Annotated in this window: 34 protein-coding genes; 3 read left to right on the top strand and 31 right to left on the bottom strand. The window is 36.8% G+C overall.

Annotated elements, in window-relative coordinates; genetic code table 11:
• The first annotated feature begins 92 nt into the window (after positions 1–92).
• Positions 93–269 (top strand): transcriptional regulator, encoded by a 177-nt coding sequence (locus tag KEM10_RS02975; RefSeq protein ID WP_212213288.1) that lies wholly within the window; start codon positions 93–95, stop codon positions 267–269.
• A gap of 135 nt (positions 270–404) precedes the next feature.
• Here KEM10_RS02975 and KEM10_RS02970 read toward each other — a convergent pair whose 3' ends face one another.
• Complete coding sequence (locus KEM10_RS02970) at positions 405–869, bottom strand: WbuC family cupin fold metalloprotein (RefSeq protein WP_212213285.1); 465 nt, start codon at positions 867–869, stop codon at positions 405–407.
• A gap of 140 nt (positions 870–1,009) precedes the next feature.
• On the opposite strand from KEM10_RS02970, the gene KEM10_RS02965 reads away from it, so the two are divergent.
• A complete protein-coding gene (locus tag KEM10_RS02965; protein WP_212213282.1) occupies positions 1,010–2,128 on the top strand; it encodes an adenylate/guanylate cyclase domain-containing protein in 1,119 nt (372 codons plus the stop codon).
• Here the strand turns inward: KEM10_RS02965 and ettA are convergent.
• Together ettA and KEM10_RS02955 are read right to left on the bottom strand one after the other, a co-directional pair.
• Complete coding sequence (gene ettA / locus KEM10_RS02960) at positions 2,125–3,813, bottom strand: energy-dependent translational throttle protein EttA (RefSeq protein ID WP_212213279.1); 1,689 nt, start codon at positions 3,811–3,813, stop codon at positions 2,125–2,127. The two genes, KEM10_RS02965 and ettA, sit on opposite strands and share 4 nt — an antisense overlap.
• 16 nt (positions 3,814–3,829) lie before the next feature.
• Positions 3,830–4,681 carry a hypothetical protein gene (locus KEM10_RS02955; protein WP_212213276.1) on the bottom strand — a complete coding sequence of 284 codons (852 nt, stop codon included), beginning with the start codon at positions 4,679–4,681 and terminating at the stop codon, positions 3,830–3,832.
• Positions 4,682–4,952: 271 nt separating this feature from the next.
• Here KEM10_RS02955 and KEM10_RS02950 point away from each other — a divergent pair, with 271 nt between their 5' ends.
• Positions 4,953–6,695 carry a response regulator gene (locus tag KEM10_RS02950; protein ID WP_244825492.1) on the top strand — a complete coding sequence of 581 codons (1,743 nt, stop codon included), beginning with the start codon at positions 4,953–4,955 and terminating at the stop codon, positions 6,693–6,695.
• 75 nt (positions 6,696–6,770) lie between these two features.
• On the opposite strand, the gene KEM10_RS02945 is transcribed toward KEM10_RS02950, so the two are convergent.
• The 28 genes from KEM10_RS02945 to rpsS all read right to left on the bottom strand — a co-directional run bounded on the left by KEM10_RS02945 (position 6,771) and on the right by rpsS (position 25,283).
• Positions 6,771–10,025: a ligand-binding sensor domain-containing protein gene (locus KEM10_RS02945; protein ID WP_212213274.1), complete on the bottom strand. Its 3,255-nt coding sequence runs from the start codon at positions 10,023–10,025 to the stop codon at positions 6,771–6,773.
• Between the two features lie 228 nt (positions 10,026–10,253).
• Positions 10,254–11,567 carry a citrate (Si)-synthase gene (locus tag KEM10_RS02940; protein WP_212213271.1) on the bottom strand — a complete coding sequence of 438 codons (1,314 nt, stop codon included), beginning with the start codon at positions 11,565–11,567 and terminating at the stop codon, positions 10,254–10,256.
• A gap of 190 nt (positions 11,568–11,757) precedes the next feature.
• Positions 11,758–13,059, bottom strand: a complete 1,302-nt coding sequence (eno, locus tag KEM10_RS02935; protein ID WP_212213269.1) for a phosphopyruvate hydratase — start codon at positions 13,057–13,059, stop codon at positions 11,758–11,760.
• A 134-nt stretch (positions 13,060–13,193) separates the two neighbouring features.
• The gene (gene rplQ, locus KEM10_RS02930) at positions 13,194–13,730 is read right to left on the bottom strand and encodes a 50S ribosomal protein L17 (RefSeq protein ID WP_212213267.1); all 537 of its coding nucleotides are present in this window, start codon (positions 13,728–13,730) and stop codon (positions 13,194–13,196) included.
• A 5-nt stretch (positions 13,731–13,735) separates the two neighbouring features.
• Complete coding sequence (locus KEM10_RS02925) at positions 13,736–14,728, bottom strand: DNA-directed RNA polymerase subunit alpha (protein ID WP_212213265.1); 993 nt, start codon at positions 14,726–14,728, stop codon at positions 13,736–13,738.
• Between the two features lie 9 nt (positions 14,729–14,737).
• Positions 14,738–15,343, bottom strand: a complete 606-nt coding sequence (gene rpsD / locus KEM10_RS02920) for a 30S ribosomal protein S4 (RefSeq protein WP_212213263.1) — start codon at positions 15,341–15,343, stop codon at positions 14,738–14,740.
• A 143-nt stretch (positions 15,344–15,486) separates the two neighbouring features.
• Positions 15,487–15,876 (bottom strand): 30S ribosomal protein S11, encoded by a 390-nt coding sequence (rpsK, locus tag KEM10_RS02915; RefSeq protein ID WP_212213261.1) that lies wholly within the window; start codon positions 15,874–15,876, stop codon positions 15,487–15,489.
• Between the two features lie 10 nt (positions 15,877–15,886).
• Positions 15,887–16,264, bottom strand: coding sequence for a 30S ribosomal protein S13 (rpsM, locus tag KEM10_RS02910; protein ID WP_212213258.1), 378 nt, complete (start codon positions 16,262–16,264; stop codon positions 15,887–15,889).
• Positions 16,265–16,268: 4 nt separating this feature from the next.
• Positions 16,269–16,385 (bottom strand): type B 50S ribosomal protein L36, encoded by a 117-nt coding sequence (gene ykgO, locus KEM10_RS02905; protein WP_071792536.1) that lies wholly within the window; start codon positions 16,383–16,385, stop codon positions 16,269–16,271.
• A gap of 14 nt (positions 16,386–16,399) precedes the next feature.
• Positions 16,400–16,618, bottom strand: coding sequence for a translation initiation factor IF-1 (gene infA, locus KEM10_RS02900; RefSeq protein WP_143303625.1), 219 nt, complete (start codon positions 16,616–16,618; stop codon positions 16,400–16,402).
• 14 nt (positions 16,619–16,632) lie between these two features.
• Positions 16,633–17,418 carry a type I methionyl aminopeptidase gene (gene map, locus KEM10_RS02895; RefSeq protein WP_212213256.1) on the bottom strand — a complete coding sequence of 262 codons (786 nt, stop codon included), beginning with the start codon at positions 17,416–17,418 and terminating at the stop codon, positions 16,633–16,635.
• Between the two features lie 21 nt (positions 17,419–17,439).
• Complete coding sequence (gene secY / locus KEM10_RS02890; RefSeq protein WP_212213252.1) at positions 17,440–18,783, bottom strand: preprotein translocase subunit SecY; 1,344 nt, start codon at positions 18,781–18,783, stop codon at positions 17,440–17,442.
• 4 nt (positions 18,784–18,787) lie between these two features.
• Positions 18,788–19,234, bottom strand: a complete 447-nt coding sequence (gene rplO, locus KEM10_RS02885; RefSeq protein WP_212213249.1) for a 50S ribosomal protein L15 — start codon at positions 19,232–19,234, stop codon at positions 18,788–18,790.
• A gap of 28 nt (positions 19,235–19,262) precedes the next feature.
• Positions 19,263–19,439, bottom strand: coding sequence for a 50S ribosomal protein L30 (gene rpmD / locus KEM10_RS02880; RefSeq protein WP_212213247.1), 177 nt, complete (start codon positions 19,437–19,439; stop codon positions 19,263–19,265).
• Positions 19,440–19,450: 11 nt separating this feature from the next.
• On the bottom strand, positions 19,451–19,969 hold the full coding sequence (gene rpsE, locus KEM10_RS02875) for a 30S ribosomal protein S5 (protein WP_212213244.1): 519 nt from the start codon (positions 19,967–19,969) through the stop codon (positions 19,451–19,453).
• Between the two features lie 6 nt (positions 19,970–19,975).
• On the bottom strand, positions 19,976–20,332 hold the full coding sequence (rplR, locus tag KEM10_RS02870) for a 50S ribosomal protein L18 (RefSeq protein ID WP_212213241.1): 357 nt from the start codon (positions 20,330–20,332) through the stop codon (positions 19,976–19,978).
• Between the two features lie 20 nt (positions 20,333–20,352).
• Positions 20,353–20,904, bottom strand: coding sequence for a 50S ribosomal protein L6 (gene rplF, locus KEM10_RS02865; RefSeq protein ID WP_212213238.1), 552 nt, complete (start codon positions 20,902–20,904; stop codon positions 20,353–20,355).
• A 12-nt stretch (positions 20,905–20,916) separates the two neighbouring features.
• Entirely contained in the window at positions 20,917–21,312 is a 396-nt protein-coding gene (gene rpsH, locus KEM10_RS02860; RefSeq protein WP_212213235.1) for a 30S ribosomal protein S8, read from the bottom strand.
• 51 nt (positions 21,313–21,363) lie between these two features.
• Positions 21,364–21,633: a 30S ribosomal protein S14 gene (gene rpsN, locus KEM10_RS02855; RefSeq protein ID WP_212213232.1), complete on the bottom strand. Its 270-nt coding sequence runs from the start codon at positions 21,631–21,633 to the stop codon at positions 21,364–21,366.
• A 4-nt stretch (positions 21,634–21,637) separates the two neighbouring features.
• Positions 21,638–22,195 (bottom strand): 50S ribosomal protein L5, encoded by a 558-nt coding sequence (gene rplE, locus KEM10_RS02850; RefSeq protein WP_212213229.1) that lies wholly within the window; start codon positions 22,193–22,195, stop codon positions 21,638–21,640.
• A complete protein-coding gene (rplX, locus tag KEM10_RS02845; protein WP_449508522.1) occupies positions 22,195–22,515 on the bottom strand; it encodes a 50S ribosomal protein L24 in 321 nt (106 codons plus the stop codon). Before rplX ends, rplE begins: the two co-directional genes overlap by 1 nt.
• A gap of 21 nt (positions 22,516–22,536) precedes the next feature.
• A complete protein-coding gene (rplN, locus tag KEM10_RS02840; protein WP_212213226.1) occupies positions 22,537–22,902 on the bottom strand; it encodes a 50S ribosomal protein L14 in 366 nt (121 codons plus the stop codon).
• Positions 22,903–22,904: 2 nt separating this feature from the next.
• On the bottom strand, positions 22,905–23,162 hold the full coding sequence (gene rpsQ, locus KEM10_RS02835; protein WP_212213223.1) for a 30S ribosomal protein S17: 258 nt from the start codon (positions 23,160–23,162) through the stop codon (positions 22,905–22,907).
• A 7-nt stretch (positions 23,163–23,169) separates the two neighbouring features.
• On the bottom strand, positions 23,170–23,367 hold the full coding sequence (rpmC, locus tag KEM10_RS02830) for a 50S ribosomal protein L29 (protein ID WP_212213219.1): 198 nt from the start codon (positions 23,365–23,367) through the stop codon (positions 23,170–23,172).
• Between the two features lie 6 nt (positions 23,368–23,373).
• Positions 23,374–23,805: a 50S ribosomal protein L16 gene (rplP, locus tag KEM10_RS02825; protein WP_212213216.1), complete on the bottom strand. Its 432-nt coding sequence runs from the start codon at positions 23,803–23,805 to the stop codon at positions 23,374–23,376.
• A gap of 30 nt (positions 23,806–23,835) precedes the next feature.
• Complete coding sequence (gene rpsC / locus KEM10_RS02820; RefSeq protein WP_212213214.1) at positions 23,836–24,549, bottom strand: 30S ribosomal protein S3; 714 nt, start codon at positions 24,547–24,549, stop codon at positions 23,836–23,838.
• A 7-nt stretch (positions 24,550–24,556) separates the two neighbouring features.
• Positions 24,557–24,976 (bottom strand): 50S ribosomal protein L22, encoded by a 420-nt coding sequence (gene rplV / locus KEM10_RS02815; RefSeq protein ID WP_212213212.1) that lies wholly within the window; start codon positions 24,974–24,976, stop codon positions 24,557–24,559.
• A 37-nt stretch (positions 24,977–25,013) separates the two neighbouring features.
• Positions 25,014–25,283, bottom strand: a complete 270-nt coding sequence (gene rpsS / locus KEM10_RS02810; protein WP_212213210.1) for a 30S ribosomal protein S19 — start codon at positions 25,281–25,283, stop codon at positions 25,014–25,016.
• Positions 25,284–25,295 lie beyond the last annotated feature (12 nt).

The raw sequence follows: 25,295 nt of genomic DNA, 5'->3' as shown, positions 1-25,295 counted from the left end.
AAAAGTAATAACTGTTAGCAAATGGATATTATTGCTATCAAATTCATTTGTCGGATATGAAGCAATAATATAACAAACTTAAATTCTATAAAATGGAAACAACAGACAAAGTACTGGACGCAATGAAGAAAGCAGCCAAACCCTTAAAAGCAGGTGAAATTGCAGAACTAAGTGGATTAGACAAGAAAGAAGTAGACAAAGCCATGAAAACATTAAAAGAAGAAGAGAAAATAGTTTCGCCAAAGCGTTGTTTTTGGGAACCTAAATAAGACATATTAAGCTTTGAAAAAAACATGCTTACGTTTTTAAAAAACGTAACTATGATTTAAAAAAACGTGCTTATGTTTTGGTTAAAACATAAGCGCGTTTTTTTCTTCCATGCCTTACCAATAAAAACAGGCATTTTATAAAAGTAACTTTTTCAGTTTTTCGTTATAAGAAAGTGCATCCATATCACCCTCTTTGGGTGCCCAGGTTGCAAAGTTTTTATCATCTAACGGAAAATATGGTCCATCTTTTACCTCATAAACAACTGTATCCGCTTCTAAAGCTATAATAGAGTGAAATACACCGGCATCAATATCGTATCCATAATTTCCCAATGAATGGTCAAGAATAGCAGATTCAGTAATCTCTCCTTCTGCGCTAAAAATAATTACTAATAAACGTCCTTTCAGAATAATAAAGGCCTCGCGCTTATCTGGATTTTCATGTTTATGAGGCTGCACATAGCTATCGGGCTGCAATACGTTTATCATTCTTTGCAATGGATCCTCCATTTCTTTATGAAAATTATAATTCTTTCTTCTTCTGTCATTATTCTTTGATTCAAGAATAACAGGCTTCAGTAATTGGTCATTAATAATCATACGTTAGTCATTGAGTTAAAAAATACACAGTAAAAATAGAAAGCTTCATCAATACATAAGCACCTTCTACAAAAGATACGTAAATATATAGCTTGTATTTGCGTACACATGAATAACTTTCGCAACAGATTTATTAACGAATGGTTAAGAAGATATTAATTGTAGATGACTCTCCTACCATAATTGCTTTTTTAAGTAATTTGGTTCGTGATAGCTATGAAAATGCTGAAATAGAAACAGCATCTGATGGCAGGGAAGCTTGTAAACAGGCCATTCGACATATGCCCGATTTAATTTTAATGGATTGCGAAATGCCAGTTATGTCCGGTATAGAGGCAGTTTCCAAACTTAAAAGTAATGAATTAACACTTGATATTCCTATTATACTGCTTTCTGCTGCTGACTCGCCAGAGGATATTAAAAATGCTTTTGAAGCCGGGGTAATATACTTTGTAAAAAAGCCTATTGATCCATCATACTTATTGACTCGTATACAATCAGCGCTTAACCTTTCTGCTCAAATTAAAGAACTTAAACAACAACGAAATCAACTCATTTTATCCAATCATATAAACGACACGATACTTCGCTCCATTCTTCCGGACCCTATTTTAAAACAAATTAAACAATACGGTTCGATACCACCCAAGTGTTATCGTAATACAGTAGTTATGTTTGTTGACATGGTCGATTTTACCTCTAAATCAGGTAAGATGTCACATGGTACATTACTGCGTGAACTACAAGATACTTTTAAAGAATTCGATAATGTCATTGAATCTGAAAGTTGTACACGCATAAAAACTATTGGAGATGCTTATATGGCCGTTTGTGGAATGTTCCATCAAACTGATAATGTAGAATTACGTGCTGTGCAGGCCGCGGTTAAAATACGAGAAGCTATAATTGAAAGAAATAAGACCAATCAAATTAAATGGGAAATAAAAATTGGGCTTTATAGCGGTGACGTCATATGTAGCTCAGTCAGCACTACCAATTTATCATTTGACATTTTTGGAGAAACCGTAAATATGGCTGCCCGCATGCAAGCTAGTTGCGAACCCATGCAAATAAATATTTCTGAGTCGATTCAAAAAAAAGTCAGTACTAATTACCATACCATTGCCCGATCGGCCAGAAAAGTAAAAGGTAAGGGAACCGTACCCATGTACTACATTCACAAGGAACTTAATTTGAAAGATAGCAATAAACAAAAAGGAGTTACTACGATGAGTAACCCCTTGATTCAGATGAATTAATCTTTCATCAGTTTCTTATATTTAATACGATGTGGAGTTACATCTCCCAACCTTCTCTTTTTATTTTCTTCATACTCTGTATAAGATCCTTCGAAGAAGTGAATTTTTGAATCACCCTCAAAGGCCATAATATGTGTAGCCACACGATCGAGGAACCAACGGTCATGGGAAATAACTACCGCACATCCGGCAAAGTCTTCTAAACCTTCTTCAAGAGCTCTTAAAGTGTTTACATCAATATCATTGGTTGGCTCATCAAGTAATAAAACATTACCCTCTTCTTTAAGAGCCATTGCCAAATGCAGTCTATTTCTTTCCCCTCCAGATAAAACCTCACATTTCTTTTGCTGATCTGTTCCTGAGAAATTAAAACGCGACAAATATGCTCTGGCATTTAACTCCTTACCTCCCATTTTTATGGTTTCTTCGCCTTTAGAAATCACCTCATATACAGTCTTACCAGGAACAATATCATCATGCGATTGATCGACATAACTTGTCTTAACGGTTTCACCAACTTCAAAAGTTCCTTCATCAGCCGTTTCCAATCCCATTATCAAACGGAACAATGTAGTTTTACCCGCACCATTGGGACCAATTACTCCAACAATACCATTTTTGGGCAAATTAAAATCTAAACCTTCGAATAGCAGACGATCGCCAAATCCCTTAGCCACACTTTGGGCATTTATTACTTTATCTCCCAAGCGAGGTCCGTTTGGAATGAAGATCTCCAACTTCTGCTCTTTCTCTTTAACATCTTCTTTAAGAAGGCTATCATAAGCATCTAAACGAGCCTTACTCTTTGCCTGGCGAGCTTTAGGAGTCATACGCACCCACTCAAGCTCTCTCTCTAACGTCTTTCTTCGCTTTGAAGCTTGCTTTTCTTCATTTGCTAAACGCTTTGTTTTCTGATCAAGCCAAGATGAATAATTTCCTTGCCATGGAATACCTTCTCCACGGTCTAATTCAAGAATCCAACCCGCCACATTATCCAGAAAGTAACGATCGTGAGTGATACCAATAACTGTTCCTTTATATTGCTGTAAATGTTGCTCTAACCACTGTACCGACTCTGCATCTAAATGGTTAGTTGGCTCATCAAGCAATAAAATATCAGGTTCTTGCAACAACAATCTGCATAAGGCCACCCGACGTCTTTCTCCTCCTGATAATACTCCAATCTTCTGATCTTCCGGTGGGCAACGAAGTGCATCCATTGCTCGATCTAACTTACTGTCCAGATTCCAGGCATCAAAATGATCGATTTTTTCTTGTAACGAAGCTTGTTCATCCATCAAAGATTGCATCTTATCCGGATCTTCTAGCACCTCAGGATCGGCAAATCGTTCGTTCACCGCTTCGTATGCCTTCAAAACATCTACAATTTCCTGAACTCCTTCCTGAACAACTTCTTTTACCGTTTTATTCTCATCCAATTGAGGCTCCTGTTCAAGATACCCAACCGAATATCCTGGCGAGAAGACCACTTCTCCTTCATAATTTTTTTCAACCCCTGCAATAATTTTCAAAAGAGTTGATTTACCTGAACCATTTAATCCGATAATACCAATTTTGGCTCCGTAAAAGAAAGACAGGTAAATATTATTTAAAACTTTTTTTTGTGGTGGGAATGTTTTACTAACTCCCACCATACTAAAAATGATTTTCTTATCGTCTGACATTATTTTAATGATTTATTTATCTCGACCCCATTTGTTTCAAGTCTCTATCCAATAGGCCATCAGGCTTCTTTTTATTAATCATATGGTAATCAAAATAATAGAAACGCGAATCAGCCGCTCCTACCAATATCTTATAGCAGCGCGCCTTGTACTTGGTTCCTTCAGGACCTACTTTGTGCAAAATTACAATATTTGGATCTTTTCTTTTCAGTGCTTGTTCCACCTCCTCCTGCGTTACCAATTTTACATCATATGGATAAAGGTTGTTTATTTTAGATAAGGTATTAACATTGGAAGCTAAATCATCTTTAACAAGATAAAGTGTTTTATCTTTTAAACTCTTAATGTTCTTATTGTAATATTTAAAAACATTTGCCTTAATTAAATCAGGCTGGGCTATCATTAAATTAACATGATCCTGTATAAAACGCACAAAAGCTTCCATCTTATAAGCATAGCTATCATCTTCCACTCTTAAATAAGATAATGGAATGGAGCATAAATCAGGTAAATCACGTACTTCCGTTTCGGATTTCCCCATCAGCAAACTAAGAAATGTATAGCGGGCCTTTGTTTTATCCATTGAGAAAGTTACCGTTGTTGATAACAAAAAAGAATAAGATGGATCACCTTTTTTATCTTCAAATTCTTGTTGAGATATAAAGTCATAATCCGTTACGGTCCACACATCTTCCATCACTTCTTTAATTTTAAAATTAAAGTCGCTCATTGGATTTGTATCCATCACTACCAGTGTTTTACTTTTTAAAAAAGCTTTATAGTCTTGTTCACTTGGCAAATGGTCTTTAGAGAAGGCACCGGTAAAAACCGAAGTAACCATCAAAACAAATAATGTAATCCTTTTCATTATTAATATCTTTAGTAATTTGAGTATTTTATAATCTACTGCAAAAACGGCCTGTAAGTTACACACAAAGTTATCTAAAATAATAGATGGACCGTGAAATATTTCAGGCTGGAAAACTGCTTTTAATTTTTAAGATTTAATTTCTTAATATGCAACAATTAAATACATTTGTTAGGGCTAAAGATTGTTTTTTATAAACTCAAATAAAGAGAATGAACAACCTTGCCACTAAAGTTTTTATATATAAGACCATACAACATACAGCATAAAAATGACATTATTAAATAAATTACTATCCTCTTTAATATTCGACCGAGACGATAAAATTGATATGGAAGAACAATCTCCTATATTAATGCGCAATCTGGTTTATTTTATTTTATTTTTGGTGGTTTTTATTGACGGAATATACACCTTACTTACAGATCAGACTTTTTATGCTATTCCGTTGCTTATTTTCAGTTTGATATTTGGTTTTCACTTCTTATATCTGGGTCGAAGAGCTCATTCTGTAGGAGTGAGAAATTCATTTGCCTTTTTTGCCCTGCTTATATTTTTATACCTTATCATTTTTGGTGGAAGTACCGGATTAGGAATTGTTTGGCTCGTACTCTTACCTGTTTTTTTATTCTCTCTGTTTGGTAAAAACAAAGGCACTATTATATCATTAACTTTTCTTATAATAGTTGCTGGCTATTTATTCGGACTAAGCACAATACTCCCGCTGGTTTATAAATATACCTTGCCCGAAAAAATAATATATTCAAGCATTCTGTTGGCGATGATATTAATTACATATGCCACCTATCATACCTTTTCTGAAGTAATTTTAAACAAGGAATTGAGAATGTTGAATTCTCAGAACTTTAATAAGACACAGGAGGAATTAATTTCGAAGCTTTCGCATCAAATTAGAACTCCTTTAAGCAATATTACGGGAATTATTGATATCCTTGAAAAAACTAATCTCAGCGATGATCAGCGTGATTATATAAATACTATTCACGCATCGTCAAATAATTTGGTTAATGTGGTCAACAGCATGGTAGCTGCCACTACTACTAATTTTAGTCAAATACCTGATGAAGAAATTAGTTTTAACCTTTATGCAACCATCAATAATACAATTAAATTATTTCAGGAAGAAAACGATAAAAAACAGTTTGACCTTTCTCTTTCTGCCGATATTCCAAATAGTGTAATTGGCAACAGCATTAAAGTAAAGCAAATTTTCCTGAATCTTTTAAATAGCATTCTCAAGTACAATAAATCGGAATCGAAACAAGTAACTATTGAGGTTACGCGTAAAGAAACACTACCGAATAAGTTGGTGCTTAAATTCAGAATTGTAAGTAATACAATCATTCCATTACCGAAAGATGAATTGAAAGAGGAGGCTTTTTACGCAAAAGAAATAATTCGTCTGAACACGAATAAGTATATAAATCTATTGGAATTGGGGATCACTCAAAAAATTATTGAGATGGATGGTAATCAGCTCGATATTTTCCCAGGTTCAGTTAATACTGCTTTTGAATTTACAGCTACTTTTAAAGAAAACTTAAAAAGCCAGTCGATCAATTCAATTGTTGAGCCTAGTAAGCAGAGTGGCAACTTCTTTAAGCCTAAAGTTGATATGGCTGATGCTAATATTTTATTGGTTGAGGATAATTTCTCAAATCAACAGATTATTATACTTTATATTAAAAATGAAGTTCAAAAAATTGAAGTCGCTTTTAATGGTAAAGAAGCACTGGATAAATTTGGGAAGACAAAATATGATCTGATTTTAATGGACGTACAAATGCCTATAATGGATGGTTTTAAAGCCACTCAAAAGATCAGGGAAATTGAAAAGAGTACGGGAACACATACACCCATTATAGCTGTAACTGCTAATGCATTTCCGGAAGATAAAGAAAAGTGTATGGCTGTTGGCATGGATGATTATATAAGTAAACCATTTCAACCAGAAGATTTAATTAAGAAAATTAAGCAACACCTTAGTTCATAGCAACTAAGTACTTTAAAATATCAAAAGGCTCCATAGTGAGCCTTTTTTCATTTCTTCAACTTCCTAATAAGAAGATTATAACTTAAGCCCCATCAAAAGCATATCATCTATTTGCTCATGCTCACTACCCATCCATTCTTCCATTTTTTGATGCAGAATAGCCTTTTGATCTTCTATTGGCAGCTTATGAATATTTAATAGCAAATGCCTGAATCGTCGATATTTAAACTTTTTACCATCCGGTCCTCCAAACTGATCTGCATAACCATCCGAAAACATATAGATAATATCATCTTTAGCTACAGGAATAACCTTTTTACTAAATAATTTATTGTCCTCCGACTTATATCCTATCGAAATCCGGTCACCTTTATAAACTACAATTTCATTGTCTCTGATAATGTATATCGGATTCATCGCTCCGGCAAATTCAACGACCTGCTGTTTCTTGTCATACACCACCAAAGTCATATCCATCCCGTCATTTACATCACGTTTAAGATTGCCTTCGCTGCCATTATTACTAAAGGTATGAACAACTTCTTCATTCAATTTATTAAGCACTGCTTCCGGACATTCAATCCCTTGTATCTCGATAATGTTTTTAATTAAGTCAAAACCAATAATCGACATAAAGGCACCTGGCACACCATGACCGGTACAATCCACTGCTGCCACAAATACTTTTCCGTTGCGTTCAAAAGTCCAGTAAAAGTCACCACTTACAATATCCTTTGGTCGATAATACACAAACGATTCAGGTATAATGGTCTTCACCATTTTCTCTGATGGAATCATCGCCTCCTGTATTCTTTTGGCATAACTTATACTATCTGTAAGACTTTGATGTATGCTGGAAATATCCTCTTTCTGTTTCTCTATCTTAATTTTATCTTCCGCATTTTCTCTAAGTACTTTATAGGCTTTCCTATATTTTCTAACCCGATAATTAATAAAGGTTTGTATTATAAAAAAACCAAAAATAAAATAGAAGACATACGCATAGTTCGACATCCAAAGTGGAGGATTGATAGTTATATGTAATTCAGTTGGTTCGTTATTCCAAACAAAATCACTATTAGCACCAGTAATTTTTAGCGTATACTTACCCGGTGAAAGATTAGAAAAATCAACATAATTACTACGTGTTATAGGCCTCCAATTATCATCATGCCCGTCAAGATATACCTTGTATGAGTTATATTGCGGATTGGTAAATTCCATGGCTGCATAATTTACATGCAGGATTGAATTACGACTATATTTAAATGTGATATCCTTAATATCTCCCTGATAGTTTTTAATTACATTACCTTTTTGAGTTAACTTAACGTTAGTAAGTATAACTTCAGGTCGAATAAGATTTTGCCTGATCGAATCCGGTTTAATAATCGTTAGCCCTTTGTCGCCGGAAAATAACAATTCTTTATTACCATTATTAAATGACGCTCCATTATTAAAAGTTACATTAGCAACTCCATCTTTTTCATTAAAGCGGAAGAAAGTCTGGTCGGTTATTAAAAAGGATATACCATTTCCGGAACTCATCCAGATTCTGTTATAACCATCTACCTCTAACGAATAAACTTTACTGGTTGTTAACTCATTATTATCTGCCCAAAATCCAGATTTCCTGGTCTTCTTATCAAAATAAGATAGCCCAGACTGAGTTCCAATGATAATTCTTTTCTCAGCATCCTGAACAAAAGACAGGATAATATTATGGCTAATAACCAATTCCTCACCAATTTTATTTCTGATACGGCTAAACTTCTCGTCAGCCAAATCAAAAATATTTACTCCATCATTGGTACCAATCCATATCCAGCCTTCATCATCTTCATAAAGGGCATTAATTTCATCACTACACAAGCTTCCTTCATTATCCTGATCAGCAAAATAACTCGTGAGTTTCTTCCCGTTGTATCTATACAGTCCAAATTGAGTTGCAAACCAGATATTACCCAATCCATCCTCTAGAATATCATTGGTTCGATTAATCGTTAACAGATTACGAAACTCATTACTATCTGTATAATCGAATTCCTGTATGTTAGACCAACCTCTTTTTAACACATAAATACCCCGATCAGTACCAAACCATAAAGTACCATTTCTATCTTTTAAAATTGATAATACCGAAGGATCGTTCTCATTACTGTAAATAGGAACAATGGGGTAATGTTTATAGTCCTTTTTATCTCTGTCGATACAATAAACTCCTTTATCATTTGTACCCAACCACAACTTATTATCCTCATCAACAAACACAGATTTAAAGTTATAGCTATCTAATGGATATTCTGATGTTTGTTTTGTTATTGATTTGAATTTTGCGGGCTTACGATCTACTTTAAATAATCCATCAGTTTTGGTTCCTAACCACATTAAGCCACTTTTATCAATCATAATGGCACTGATATTTTTTAACTCTTCATGCGCCCCATAGGTTAATGAAATCTCATCAAAACCAAGATCAATATTTTTTGAATATAATAACCCGTTAGAAGTTCCAACCCAGCAATCTTTCTCTTCTCTTTTTAAGCAATAAATCTCTCGACCCTTATTCCATGACGAATTTGTATATACTTTCCGGATTGTATTTTTTCTGGTGTTATACAACTTAATATCCGACATTGAAGAAAGCAACAAGCAACTATCATTTAGTTGAATTAAATCACTTATCTCTAAATCTTTCTTGCCTTGACCAAGACTAATCCGGTTAAATGTCTTACTGGCAACTTCAAACTGATGAATTCCATCTTTGGATCCAACCCATAATCTTTGATCATGAAAGGTTAAAGGATATGCTATTCCAGATCCGGATTTAAAAACAGATGAATAGTGCCCAAAGCTCTCGTAGTTTTCTAACGATTGATCTATCTTAAAAATGTAATTTCGTGTTTTAACCCATACCTGATCCTTCTGAGCCAACATTCCGTAAACACCACATTCTTTTAACGACAGAAACGGCTCTGATTCCATTCCAATATTGGTAAAAGAACCATCTTCTCTATTCCATCTGGCAATCCCACTATTTTTGGTTCCAATCCAGATATCTCCGTTATCTGTTTCAATAATACATTGAATTCTATTTCCAATAATGGAAGTTGTATCAATTGGATTATGACGATAGACTTCAAATTTATACCCATCGTACCTATTTAATCCATCAGACGTACCTACCCAAATAAATCCATAACTATCCTGATAAATGGCAGTTACATCACTATTAGATAATCCTTCGCTGATACAGTACTGCTTTACACTCCAGTCCTCTGCACCCAACAAACCATTTACAGAACTTAATAATAAAAGAACTGCGAACAATCTAAAAATTATCTTTTTGAATTTCAACAACATATAAATAGTTTGTTTTCCCACTCTATTTAGGTAAAAATAGTAAAAAACAGTTGATGTAAGTGATTATATTAAAAATTTCAGCTATGGCATAATTCAAATTCAAAAAAAGGCTTCTCTACATTCTTAAATGTAACTATTCTAAACAAAAAAAGAGGTGTATTAATCACCTCTTCTTTATAAAAAAAACAAAAAGTATTATTCCTGATAGTTGACTTTATTCATATACCATGCAAGATTTTGTGATTTGGGTCTTTCAATAGGTAATCCATACAACCTATCCCAAATAAGTTGTGTAAGCACTCCTAAAGCACGAGACACTCCAAATAATACGGTATAAATAGGATACTCTGTAATTCCATAGGATGATAGTAACGAACCGCTTATAGCATCCACATTTGGCCACGGATTTTTTACTTTACCGGTTGCGAGTAATATCTCAGGTACAACATTATATATTTTTTCAACTAACTGAATTAATGGAGCATCAGGCAAATATTTTTTTGCAAATTCAAGCTGAACAGTAAACCTTGGATCTGTTTTTCTTAACACGGCATGTCCATATCCAGGTATTACCTGCCCCTTGCTTAAAGTTTCTTTTGCATATTCACGAATTTGATCCTCTGATGGATTTTCTTCTCCAATTTCACGTAGCATCTTATGAATCCAATGCATTACATTTTGGTTTGCCATACCATGTAAAGGGCCAGCTAATCCATTCATTCCGGCCGAAAAGCTATAGTAAGGATTGGACAAGGCTGAACCAACCAAATGGGTAGCATGTGCAGACACATTACCCCCTTCATGATCAGCATGAATCATCATGTACAGCCGCATTAATCGTTTTACTTCCACTTCTTCGTACCCCATCATATGAGCTAAATTACCAGCCCAGTCCAATGCCGGATCTAATTCAATGTACTTCTCATTATGAAATACACGTCTGTAAATGTAAGATGCAATAACAGGTAGGCGAGCAATCAAATCCATCACTCCCTCATATGTAGGATCCCAATAATCCTTTTTATCCATCCCTGCCAAATAGGCTTTACGAAATTGCGATTCAGTTGACATGGCTAAAATAGCAGTGTTAAACTGAATCATTGGATGAGCATCTTTAGGCAATGCATTTATAACATCAAATACATGAGGTGGTATATTCATGGCACGTTGTGCCCATTGATTACTAATAAAATTTACATCATCCTTAGTTGGCAACTCACCTGTTAACATCAAATAAAAAAGTCCTTCTGGTAATGGCTCTCCATCGACTTGCATTTTAGGCAAGAGTTCTTGTAACTGCGGAATGGTATATCCTCTAAATCGAATTCCTTCTTCAGGATCCAATTTTGATGTACAAGTTAACAATGAAACCACCCCCTTCATTCCGGTAAGTACTTGACCTAAATTAACTTCCTGAATAGGTTGATCACCATATTCCTTAATGAGTCTTTTAACCGTTTCTGACTTAGGACGACCTATCTCAATAATTTTTTGCTTAATATGATCCATATTGTTACGCTGAGTATGTTAATAAAAGGGTTACCACTTAGTGAAGTCTACTAAAGGTATGTATTAAACACTTAATAAAGTCAATTGTTTAACGGTTACTTTGACAGACAAAACAGCTGAGATAATAATTTCGAGGCACAAAAAAAGGCTGCCTTAAAAGACAGCCTTTCATATATAATAAAGTTCCAGATTATTTCTTTTGAACTTTAGCATAACCGTAAACAGCAGTAGCACCTAATTCTTCTTCGATACGAAGTAGTTGGTTATACTTAGCCATACGGTCAGAACGGCTTAATGAACCTGTTTTGATTTGTCCACTATTAGTTGCAACAGCAATGTCAGCAATAGTAGAATCTTCAGTTTCACCTGAACGGTGAGAAGTTACTGAAGTAAATCCAGCACGGTGAGCCATTTCAATAGCGTTCAATGTTTCCGTTAAAGTACCAATTTGGTTTACTTTAATTAAGATTGAGTTAGCAGCACCTAATTCGATACCTTTTTTCAAGTAATCAACGTTAGTTACGAATAAGTCATCACCAACTAATTGACACTTGTCGCCAATAGCTGTGTTTAATGCTACCCATCCGTCCCAGTCATTTTCGTCCATACCGTCTTCAATAGAATCGATTGGGTATTTAGCAACTAGTTCAGCAAGGTAAGCAGCTTGTTCTTGTGAATTACGTTTTTGTCCGTTTGGCTCAAAAATACTGTAATCGTAAACTCCATCTTTGTAAAACTCAGAAGAAGCACAGTCCATAGCGATTGAAACATCACCACCATCTTCTTTACGACCTGGTTTATAACCAGCGTTAGTAATAGCAGTTAAGATAGAATCGATAGCCTCTTCAGTACCACCTAACATAGGAGCGAAACCACCTTCGTCACCTACTGCAGTAGAAAGACCTTTACCTTTTAATACTTTAGCTAAAGCATGGAATACTTCAGCACCCATACGTAAACCTTCACGGAAAGAAGATGCTCCAACAGGACGAATCATGAACTCCTGGAATGCGATAGTTGCATCAGAGTGAGATCCACCATTGATGATATTCATCATTGGAACAGGAAGAGTAACAGCGTTTGTTCCGCCAATATAACGATACAATGGCATTCCAAGGTACTCAGCAGCAGCACGAGCACAAGCTAAAGAAACACCTAAGATAGCATTCGCGCCTAATTTGCTTTTAGTTGAAGTGCCATCTAATTCTAACATTTTGTTATCGATTTGTACTTGCTCAAATACGCTCATTCCTTCAAGCTCAGGAGCAATTACATCGTTAACATTTTTTACTGCATTCAACACACCTTTTCCAAGGTAACGGCTTTTGTCGCCATCACGCATTTCTAATGCTTCGTGCTCACCAGTAGAAGCACCAGATGGTACAGCAGCACGACCAATAACTTCATTTTCAACAGTTACTTCTACTTCAACAGTAGGATTACCTCGTGAATCAAGGATTTCGCGGGCGTGAATGTTAGTAATTTGTCCCATAATTAATTCAATTTATGTATTGATAGAAAAATTCTAAAAAAAAAGGATAATGTCCTTCTCGACAATTATCCCCAAATTTACACCAAACAAACAAAAAAAGGAAAAACTTACGTCTTTCCTTTCTTTAAAAAATGTTATTCTTTTGTTTCAGCGTCAGTAGATTCAGAAGCTTGCTCTGCAGAAGGAGTTTCTTGAGCTGGAGCCTCAGTAACAGCAGCAGTAGTTGCAGCTGATTTACTACGTCCACGTCTTGTTCTCTTACCTTTTGCTGAGGCTTTCTTAGTTTCTAACATATTTTCGTTGTAGTCAACCAACTCGATGTAACACATTTCTGCGTTATCACCCAAACGGTTACCTAACTTTAAAATACGAGTGTAACCACCTGGACGGTCAGCTACTTTTTCTGCAACCTCAGTAAATAATTCTTTTACAGCATACTTATCTTTCAAATAAGAAAATACTGTACGTTGAGCATGTGTTTTTTCTTCAACAGTGCTCAAACCTTTAGTTTTAGTGATAAGAGGCTCAACATACATGCGCAATGCTTTAGCCTTTGCTACAGTAGTCTTGATTCTTTTATGAAGGATCAAAGACGAAGCCATATTAGCTAACATAGCTTTACGGTGTGCGCTCTTACGACCTAAATGATTAAATTTCTTTCTATGTCTCATCGCGATTATTCCTTGTCTAATTTATACTTTGCGGTATCCATTCCGAAAGTCAGTCCCATATTAAGCAATAGATCATCTAGCTCGGTTAAGGACTTCTTACCAAAGTTACGGAACTTAAGCAAGTCGTTACGGTTAAAAGTAACCAACTCACCCAATGTTTCTACATCGGCTGCTTTCAAACAATTTAAAGCACGTACCGACAGATCCATGTCCACTAATTTGGTCTTCAGAAGTTGACGCATATGCAATACTTCTTCATCGAATTCTTCATTGCCAAATTTCTCGTCAGAATCAAGAGTGATCTTTTCATCTGAGAATAGCATGAAGTGATAAATAAGAATTTTAGCTGCTTCCTTCAAGGCATCTTTTGGATGGATTGAACCATCTGACTCAATTTCAATCACCAACTTTTCGTAGTCTGTCTTTTGCTCTACACGATAGTTTTCAATCGCATATTTAACGTTACGAATAGGAGTGTAAATAGAATCAACAGCAATTACACCAAATTCAGCCTCAACAGGTTTATTTTCGTCTGCAACAACATATCCACGACCTTTATTGATAGTGATAGTCATTTGCAGATTTACTTCCGGATTCATTTTAGCAATAACCAACTCTGGGTTTAATACCTCAAAGTTTGTCATAAACTGGTTTAAATCACCTGCAGTAAATTCTTCTTTACCAGATATCGAAACATTTACAGTTTCCTGATCAGTTTCTTCAACCAGGCTTTTGAAGCGTACCTGTTTAAGGTTAAGAACGATTTCGGTAACATCATTAATTACTCCAGGAATACTAGAGAATTCGTGATCTACACCTTCGATCTTGACAGTAGTAATTGCGTATCCCTCTAAAGAGTTCAACAAAATTCTTCTTAAGGCGTTTCCAACGGTAATACCATATCCTGGCTCGAGCGGACGAAATTCAAATTTGCCGAATTTATCGTCGGCTTCCAGCATGATTACTTTATCTGGTTTTTGGAATGCTAATATTGCCATAAGAATTAATTATTTAGAATACAATTCAACTATCAACTGTTCTTTAATGTTTTCAGGAATTTCGCTTCTTTCAGGAACAGTTAAAAACTTACCTGATAAAGAGGTGCTATCCCATTCAATCCAAGAAAATTTATGCGCTCCAGAATTAGCCAATGATTCAGAAATAACTTCTAAAGATTTTGACTTTTCGCGGATTCCCACAATCTGATCAGCTTTAACCTGATAAGAAGGAATATTTACAATACCACCATCTACCACAATGTGACGATGAGATACTAATTGACGCGCTGCTGCACGAGTAGGGGCAATACCCATACGGAATACAACATTATCTAAACGCGATTCTAAAAGACCAAGTAACACTTCACCTGTTACACCTTTACTACGAGATGCTTTTTTGTATAGGTTACGGAATTGTTTTTCCAACACACCGTAAGTGTACTTAGCTTTTTGCTTTTCTTTTAACTGCAAACCATATTCACTTGTCTTTCTGCGACGGTTTGCACCATGTTGCCCAGGAGGAAAATTTCTTCTTTCGAAATTTTTATCCGGACCATAAATCGCTTCACCAAATTTACGAGCGATTTTTGTTTTTGGACCAATATATCTAGCCATTCTTCTAAATTTTTGACTTTAAATTTTTGACTTTAAATATTGAATATGGCAGCCGCTGATTATAGAGAGGATGTAATAATCATATAACCAATTCTTATTCAAAATTCTCCGTCAAAAACCTATGGTTAATAACTAGTGAGAAATTAAACTCTTCTACGTTTCGGTGGACGACAACCATTATGTGGCAATGGAGTAACATCAACTATTTCTGTTACTTCAATACCAGCAGCATGAATTGAACGCATTGCAGATTCACGACCATTACCTGGACCTTTCACATACACCTTTACTTTTCTTAATCCCAGGTCAAAAGCAACTTTTGAACAATCAGTAGCTGCCATTTGTGCTGCATAAGGGGTGTTCTTTTTAGAACCTCTAAATCCCATTTTACCGGCACTTGACCACGAGATAACCTGACCATTTGTATTAGTCAGCGAAATAATAATGTTGTTGAAAGATGAATGGATATGAGCCTGTCCCTGCGCTTCCACTTTAACGACTCTCTTCTTTTGAGATCCTGACTTCTTTGCCATATCTTACTTATTATTTAGTGGCTTTCTTTTTATTTGCAACAGTCTTCTTCTTACCCTTACGTGTACGAGCGTTGTTTTTAGTATGTTGTCCGCGTAATGGTAAACCAATACGGTGACGAATACCACGATAACAACCAATATCCATCAATCGCTTGATGTTTAGTTGTATTTCTGAACGCAATTCTCCCTCAATTTTATAAGTATTTGAGATTTGCTCACGAATAGCTTTCACTTGTTCGTCAGTCCAATCAGATACTTTTAAATTCGAGTCTACACCAACGGTAGAAAGAATTTCGTTAGCTCTGCTACGTCCAATACCGTAGATGTAAGTCAAAGCTATTTCACCTCTTTTATTAGAGGGTATATCTACTCCAGCAATCCTTGCCATAATATTATCCTTGACGTTGTTTAAACTTTGGATTCTTCTTATTAATCACGTATAAGCGCCCTTTGCGTTTTACGATTTTGCAATCGGCACTTCTCTTTTTTACAGATGCTCTAACCTTCATGATCAGTCACTTTACTATTTATATCTATAGGATATTCTTCCTTTTGTCAAATCATACGGAGACATCTCTACTTTTACTTTATCACCAGGTAAGATTTTAATGTAATGCATACGCATCTTTCCTGAGATATGTGCAGTAATGATATGTCCGTTCTCCAATTCCACTCTAAACATGGCATTGGACAAGGCTTCAATGATTGTACCGTCTTGTTCTATCGACGCTTGTTTCGCCATAATTATATAACTTTTTATTTTTCAGACCGCAAAGTTAATATTTCTTCTACAAATTTAAAACTAGAAAGTATATCTGCTTCACCTTTTCTTATTGCTACAGTATGTTCATAATGAGCTGAAACCTTCTTATCGGCTGTTCTAATGGTCCATCCATCGTTTTCTTGAATAATTTGACGTCGGCCTAAATTAATCATCGGTTCGATAGCAATTACCATACCAGCCTTTAATTTTGTTCCATTACCTCTACGTCCGTAATTAGGAACTTCAGGTGCTTCGTGCAAGTTTTGACCGATTCCATGCCCAACCATTTCACGAACAACAGAGTAACCTCTATCTTCGCTATATTTTTGTACGGCATGTCCAATATCACCTAAACGATTATTTTCAACAGCTTGCTCGATTCCTTTGTATAACGATTCTTTGGTCGCTTCTAATAATGCTTTTACTTCGGGAGCAACTTCTCCCACCATAAAAGTATAAGCTGAATCACCAAAAAAACCATTCTTTAAAACTCCACAATCAACAGACACAACATCACCTTCTTTTAAAGGTGTGTTATTAGGAATCCCATGCACTACTTGTTCGTTAACCGAAGTACATAATGAATTTGGAAATCCCTGGTAATTTAAAAAGGCAGGAGTACCTCCATTATCTCTAATGAAGGACTCCGCTATTTTATCTAGCTCTAACGTAGAAACTCCTGGTTTAATCACCTTAGCAATCTCACCCAACGTTTTTGCAACCATTTGGTTGCTTTCACGCATTAATTCTATTTCTTCGTCAGTCTTTAAATAAATCATTTCAATGATCGTAATTCTGCATTAATAAATAGCAGCTCCACCTCCGGATCTACCCATAATCCTACCTGTCTTTGTTAATCCGTCATAATGTCTCATTAACAAATGACTCTCAACTTGCTGCAATGTATCCAAAACTACACCTACTAAGATTAATAGAGATGTACCTCCGTAAAATTGTGCAAATCCTTGATCAACACCAGCCATCATTGCAAAAGCAGGTAAAATAGCCACAATAGCTAAGAGAACAGAACCAGGAAGAGTAATTTTTGACATTACTGAATCCAGGAACTCAACCGTTTTCTTTCCTGGCTTAACACCTGGAATGAAACCACCGTTGCGTTTCATATCTTCTGCCATTTGTGTAGGATTAATGGTTATTGCCGTATAGAAATACGTGAAGGCAATAATCATTACTGCAAAAATAAAGTTATACCAAAACCCGGTAAAATTAGCAAAAATTGCAGCAAAGCCTGTTGCTGTTTCACTATCAACAAATCCAGCAAATGTTACTGGTATAAACATGATAGCTTGAGCAAAAATAATTGGCATTACACCTGCAGCATTTACTTTTAACGGAATGTATTGACGAACTCCGCCATATTGCTTGTTACCTACAATTCTTTTCGCATACTGCACCGGAATACGGCGAGTACCTTGTACCAAAAGAATAGTACCAGCAAAAACAAAGAACAATACAACAAATTCTATTAGCAACATCACCAAACCACCGCTACCGCTTGAAGCTTCTAAACGTGATACGAATTCTGCAATCAGATTTTGAGGAAGTCGGGCAATAATACCAATCATAATGATTAATGAAATACCATTACCAATTCCTTTATCTGTAATACGTTCTCCTAACCACATCACGAACATTGTTCCGGCAGTTAAGATAATAATACTGGTTGCAAAGAATCCGAATCCATCCTCTACTATAGCACCTGCTGATTGAGCTCTAAGGTTGGCAATAAAACCAGGACCTTGAACAAGCAAAATAACAACTGTCAAATATCGTGTGATTTGATTAATCTTTCTTCGTCCACTTTCGCCTTCGCGTTGTAAACGTTGAAAGTAAGGTACTGCTATACCCATTAATTGTATCACAATTGAAGCAGAGATGTAAGGCATAATTCCTAATGCAAAAATAGAAGCATTAGAAAATGCACCTCCAGAAAACATATCAAGAAGTCCAAGTACTCCGTCTCTAGTTTGATCTTTTAGAGCCGCTAATTCAGTAGGATCAATCCCTGGCAGAACCACAAAGGAACCCAAACGGTAAATTAATAAATACAATAACGTTGTCAGGATTCGAGATTTTAACTCCTCAATTTTCCAGATGTTGCGGATGGTTTCGAATAGTTTCATTCAATTACAATTTTACTACGGTTCCTTGAGCAGCTTCGATAGCTTCGACAGCTGACTTTGAGAATGCGTGAGCTTTCACCTCTAATTTGGCTTTTAACTCACCATTACCTAAAATCTTTACTAAATCGTTTTTGCTAATCAGACCAGCTTCTCTCATTGATTCAGGTTCGATAACAGTAAGGCTGTTTTTTTCAGCCATTGCTTGAAGTACTTCTATGTTAATAGCTTTGTACTCTACGCGATTAATGTTTTTGAACCCGAATTTAGGAACCCTTCTCTGCAATGGCATCTGACCACCTTCAAAACCGAACTTACGTGAGTAACCTGAACGTGATTTCGCTCCTTTGTGTCCGCGTGTAGATGTTCCACCGCGTCCGGAACCTTGACCACGACCAATGCGTTTTGAAGCTTTCACTGAGCCTTTTGCAGGTCTTAAGTTATTTAAATTCATATTATTTTATCTAATTCGTTTGACCAAATTATCTTTCTACTGACACTAAGTGCAGCACTTTCTGAACCATTCCCTCAATTTGAGGCGTTGCTTCGTGTTCAACGGTTTGCTGAAGTTTTCTCAGCCCAAGGGCTGCCAAAGTATTTTTTTGTCTGGCAGTGGCCCCGATTTTACTCTTCACTTGAGTTACTTTTATCTTAGCCATTTTTCTCCTTTTTATCCGTTAAAAACTTTATCTAACGCTACACCTCTTACTTGCGCTACTTCAGCTGCATCACGTAATTCTGTTAATGCATGAATAGTTGCTTTTACAAGGTTATGAGGGTTTGACGAACCTTTTGATTTCGCCAATACGTCAGTTACACCAACACTCTCTAATACGGCACGCATTGCACCACCGGCTTTAACTCCGGTACCGTGTGAAGCAGGCTTCATAAATACGCTTGCTCCTCCGTAACGTGCATATTGCTCATGAGGAATAGTACCTTTGATAACTGGCACCTTCACTAGATTCTTCTTGGCAGCTTCAACACCTTTAGCGATAGCAGTCGTTACTTCACCGGCTTTACCAAGCCCCCATCCAACAACGCCGTTCTCGTTTCCAACCACTACAATGGCAGAAAAACTAAAGGTTCTACCACCCTTGGTTACTTTAGTTACCCTGTTGATAGCAACCAAACGATCTTTTAACTCAAGATCGTTATTGTTTCTTACTCTTTTGTTATTTCCAGCCATAGTTTGTTAGAATTTAAGCCCAGCTTCGCGAGCTGCATCAGCTAGTTGTTTAACTCTACCATGATATAAGTACCCGTTTCTGTCGAATACAACAGAAGTAATACCAGCTTTAGCTGCTACTTCAGCAATGTTTTTACCTACCATTGCAGCTTTTTCTGATTTATTTCCGTTTTGATCAGCGATTTCTTTAGCCAATGATGAAGACGCTGCTAAAGTTTTACCAGCAATATCATCAATTAACTGTACCGAAATCTGCTTGTTACTTCTGTAAACAGTCATGCGCGGGCGTTCAGCGGTTCCGCTAATTTTACTGCGAACACGCATTTTTATTTTTCGTCTTCTTTCTATTTTCGAAAAAGCCATAACTCCTAATTTAAATTACATTAAACTTTTGCAGATTTACCAGCCTTACGACGAATAACCTCGCCTTTGAAACGTACTCCTTTACCTTTATAAGGCTCAGGTTTACGCAATGACCGTATTTTCGCACATACTTGCCCCAGCAATTGCTTATCTGCAGATTCAAGAGTAATAATAGGATTGCTCTTTCTATCAGTAACCGCTTCTACTTTAATCTCAGAAGGCAACATTAAATGAATTGGGTGAGAATAACCCAATGCTAATTCCAACAATTGACCTTGGTTGGTAGCACGGTAACCTACACCTACTAATTCAAGTTGCTTTTTGTATCCTTCAGAAACACCAACTACCATGTTGTTAATCAATGAACGATATAAACCGTGCATTGAACGCATTTCTTTTTCATCGTTAGGACGTTCAACTGTTAAAGTTCCATCCTCAACTTTTACCTCTAACTCAGGGTGAATTTTTTCTACTAATTCGCCTTTGGGGCCTTTTACAGTAACTGCATTGTCTTTTACTGTTACGTTCACTCCTGAAGGTATGCTAATCGGCGCTTTTCCAATTCTTGACATAATTTCTTCTTTTTAATAAACGTAACACAATACTTCACCTCCGATTTTCTGTACTCGGGCTTCTTTATCTGTCATTACACCTCTAGACGTAGACAAAATAGCAATACCCAAGCCATTCAATACACGTGGAAGGTTTTTGTACCCTGCGTAAGAACGCAAACCAGGGGTACTAACCCTTTTAAGTGACTTGATGGCTGGAGTTTTAGTTTGAGGATCGTACTTTAATGCGATCTTTACTACTCCTTGCTTATCGTCATCGATAAATTTGTAATTCAAGATGTACCCTTTCTCGAAAAGAATTTTGGTCATCTCTCTCTTAAGGTTGGAGGCAGGTACCTCAACAACCCTGTGACCCGCCATAATGGCATTCCTGATTCTTGTCAGGAAATCTGCTATTGGATCTGTCATTATATAAAGATTAAATTGATCCCGCATAATGCGGGACAATATTTAACACTCTTACCAACTTGCTTTTTTAACGCCTGGAATTAAACCAGCAGAGGCCATTTCGCGGAACTGAATCCTTGAAAGACCGAACTGACGCATGTATCCTTTTGGACGACCCGTTAATTTACAACGGTTATGCATGCGAACAGGAGAAGCATTACGTGGAAGCTTCTGCAAACCCACGTAATCACCTTCTGCTTTTAATGCGGCACGTTTATCAGCGTATTTGGCAACCATTTTAGCTCTCTTTACTTCGCGAGCTTTCATTGATTCCTTAGCCATATAACTAGTTCTTTTTTACGTTTTTAAATGGCAGCCCAAACTCTTTTAAAAGAGCATAAGCTTCCTCATCGGTTTTTCCCGAGGTCACAAAGGTAATATTCATACCCAAAATTTTCGACACATTGTCGATATTTATTTCAGGAAAAATGATTTGTTCCTCAATACCTAAGGTATAATTTCCACGTCCGTCTAACTTACTGTTGATACCTTTGAAGTCGCGAATACGTGGCAAAGCCACGCGGATCAAGCGTTCCAAAAATTCATACATGTTCTCACGACGTAAAGTTACTCTAACACCGATAGGCATTTTTTTACGTAGCTTAAAGTTTGAGACGTCCTTCTTAGAAAGACAAGGTACAGCTTTCTGACCCGTAATTGTGGTCATCTCCTTAATTGCGTTCTCAACCATTTTCTTATCTGAAGTTGCTGCTCCGATACCTTGGTTGATAACGATTTTCTCCAATTTAGGAACTTGCATGATTGATTTATATCCAAACTGTTTCATTAAGTTTGGTACAACCTGCTCCTTGTATTGCTTGCTTAAACTAGGTGTATAACTCATTACTTGATCTCCTCCCCTGACTTTTTAGAATAACGAACTAATTTACCGTTATCGTTCAACTTTCGGCCAATACGAGTGGCTTTACCGGTTGAAGGATCTTTCACATTCAAATTTGAAATATGAATAGGGGCCTCCTTCTTGATTATACCTCCTTGCGGACTCTCAGCATTAGGCTTTGTATGTTTGCTCACCATGTTAACACCTTCAACAATGGCTCTCTGTTTCTCAGGAAATACCTCAAGTACTTTCCCTTCCTGGCCTTTGTTGACACCGGCATTAACAATTACGATGTCGCCTTTTTTAATATGCAATTTACCCATTGTTCTAAATCTCTTTGATGATTATAGTACTTCAGGCGCCAAGGATACAATTTTCATAAATCCGTCCCTTAGCTCACGGGCTACAGGGCCAAAAATACGAGTTCCTCTCATTTCACCGGCCTGATTTAGTAAAACGCAAGCGTTTTCATCAAAGCGGATGTAGGAACCATCTTGACGTCTAACTTCTTTTTTAGTGCGCACTACAACTGCTTTGGTTACGGTACCTTTTTTAAGGTCTCCACCAGCAATGGCGCTTTTTACAGTTACTACGATACGGTCGCCTACTCCGGCATAACGTTTCCTTGTTCCACCTAGAACTCGGATACATAATACTTCTTTGGCTCCACTGTTATCGGCAACTGAAAGTCTAGATTCTTGTTGTATCATGATTACTTCGCTCTTTCTAGAATTTCAACTAATCTCCAACGTTTTGTCTTACTTAACGGACGAGTTTCCATAATTTTTACAGTATCGCCGTTATTACAATCGTTGTTCTCATCGTGCGCGTGAAACTTCTTGGTCTTTTTCACAAACTTACCATAGATGGGGTGCTTCTCACGAATTTCCACAGACACAACGATGGACTTATCCATAGCGTTGCTGGCTACTAAACCAATACGCTCTTTTCTAAGATTTCTGCTTTCCATCTGTTAATTATTTTTCAGTTAGTTGCTTTTGACCCAACACAGTCGTCAAGCGCGCAATGTTTCTACGGGTATGTCTGATCTTCATTGGATTATCCAATGGCGAGGTAGCGTGATTTAACTCAAGCTGCTGTAAAGCTGCTTTTTCTGTTTCAATACGCTCTTGGATCTCGCTTACACTTAATTCTTTGATCTCTTGTACTTTCATCTCTCATTAAGCATTTGAAGATTCAACATAATCCCTTCTCACAACAAATTTTGTAGTTACCGGAAGTTTTTGCGCCGCTAAACGCAATGCTTCTTTTGCTACTTCGTAAGGTACTCCTTCGCATTCTAAAATGATACGTCCTGGAGTAACAGGGGCCACAAATCCCTCTGGACTACCCTTACCTTTACCCATCCTTACTTCGGCTGGCTTCTTGGTAATTGGTTTATCGGGGAATATTCTGATCCAGATCTGTCCCTGACGCTGCATGTAACGGGTTACCGCTACCCTTGCTGCTTCAATCTGACGACCTGTAATCCATTTACTCTGTAAAGACTTAATTCCGAAAGATCCGAAGGCTAATTCAGTGCCTCGTTGGGCATCGCCTTTCATACGACCTTTCTGCTGTCTTCTAAATTTAACTTTTTTCGGTTGTAACATCGTTACTTGTCAATTAAAGTGAAAGGATGATTACTTCTTATTTCTTCTGCGTGGACCTCTACCACCACGGTTTCCAGAAGGCTTGTCTTTAGTATTCAAGGCTGGAGATAGATCTGGCTTACCATAAATTTCTCCTTTACAAATGTATACCTTAATACCGATCAGACCCATTTTAGTCAATGCCTCTGCCTGAGCATAGTCAATGTCTGCACGTAATGTATGTAAAGGAGTACGTCCTTCTTTATACATTTCGGTACGGGCCATTTCAGCACCGTTCAAACGGCCTGAGATCTGTACTTTAATACCTTCAGCTCCCATTCGCATGGCAGAAGCAATAGCCATTTTAATGGCACGACGATATGCAATACGTCCTTCCACCTGACGAGCGATGTTGTTGGCTACGATAATTGCATCCAACTCTGGTCTTTTTACTTCAAAGATGTTAATTTGAACCTCTTTGTCAGTAATTTTCTTAAGCTCCTCTTTCAGCTTGTCAACTTCTTGTCCTCCCTTACCAATAATTATACCAGGACGTGCAGTGAAAACGGTAATAGTTACCAATTTCAACGTTCTTTCAATTACGATACGTGAGATACTAGCTTTAGCCAGACGCGCATTGAGGTACTTTCTTAGCTTGGAGTCTTCTAACAGCTTATCGCCGTAGTTATTTCCTCCATACCAGTTGGAATCCCATCCCTTGATGATTCCTAATCGGTTACTAATTGGATTAACTTTTTGTCCCATCTAGCTATTAGTTTTCTTGATTTTCATTAGATACTACTTTGCTTGCAACGCGTAATGTAACGTGGTTTGAACGTTTTCTGATACGGTGTGCACGACCCTGTGGAGCCGGACGTAAACGTTTCAAAATACGACCACTATCTACAGAGATTTCACTCACGTAAAGATTAGCGTCTTCGATGCGAACACCTTCGTTTTTCTCTTTCCAATTAGCAATAGCAGAAAGCAACAGTTTCTCAACTCTACCTGAAGCCTCTTTTGAAGAGAACTTCAACATATCTAGAGCAAGGTTCACCTCTTTACCTCGGATCATATCGGCAACAAGGCGCATTTTCCGCGGTGAAGTAGGTACATTGTTCAGCTTTGCGAAGTAATCGGTCTTCTTAGCTTCCTTTATTTTTTCAGCTCTTATTCTTTTTCTTGCACCCATTTTTTACTGTTTAAAGAATTTTAAATTGGCAGGCCAATTACTTTTTCTTATTACCACCATGACCGCGATATGTGCGGGTTGGGGCAAATTCGCCTAATTTGTGTCCTACCATATTTTCAGTAACATAAACCGGGATGAACTTATTACCGTTGTGTACAGCAATAGTGTGTCCTACAAAATCCGGAGATATCATAGAAGCGCGGGCCCAGGTCTTAATCACTGATTTCTTACCTGAATCGTTCTGTCCAAGAACTTTCTTTTCCAGCTTATAGTCGATAAATGGGCCTTTTTTTAATGATCTGCTCATAATTCGTTTAAA

The organism is Carboxylicivirga linearis (assembly GCF_018271995.1).
Taxonomy (GTDB): Bacteria; Bacteroidota; Bacteroidia; order Bacteroidales; family Marinilabiliaceae; genus Carboxylicivirga; species Carboxylicivirga linearis.
Note: the sequence above shows the minus strand (reverse complement) of the source record. Positions and strands in the feature narration are given on the sequence as shown.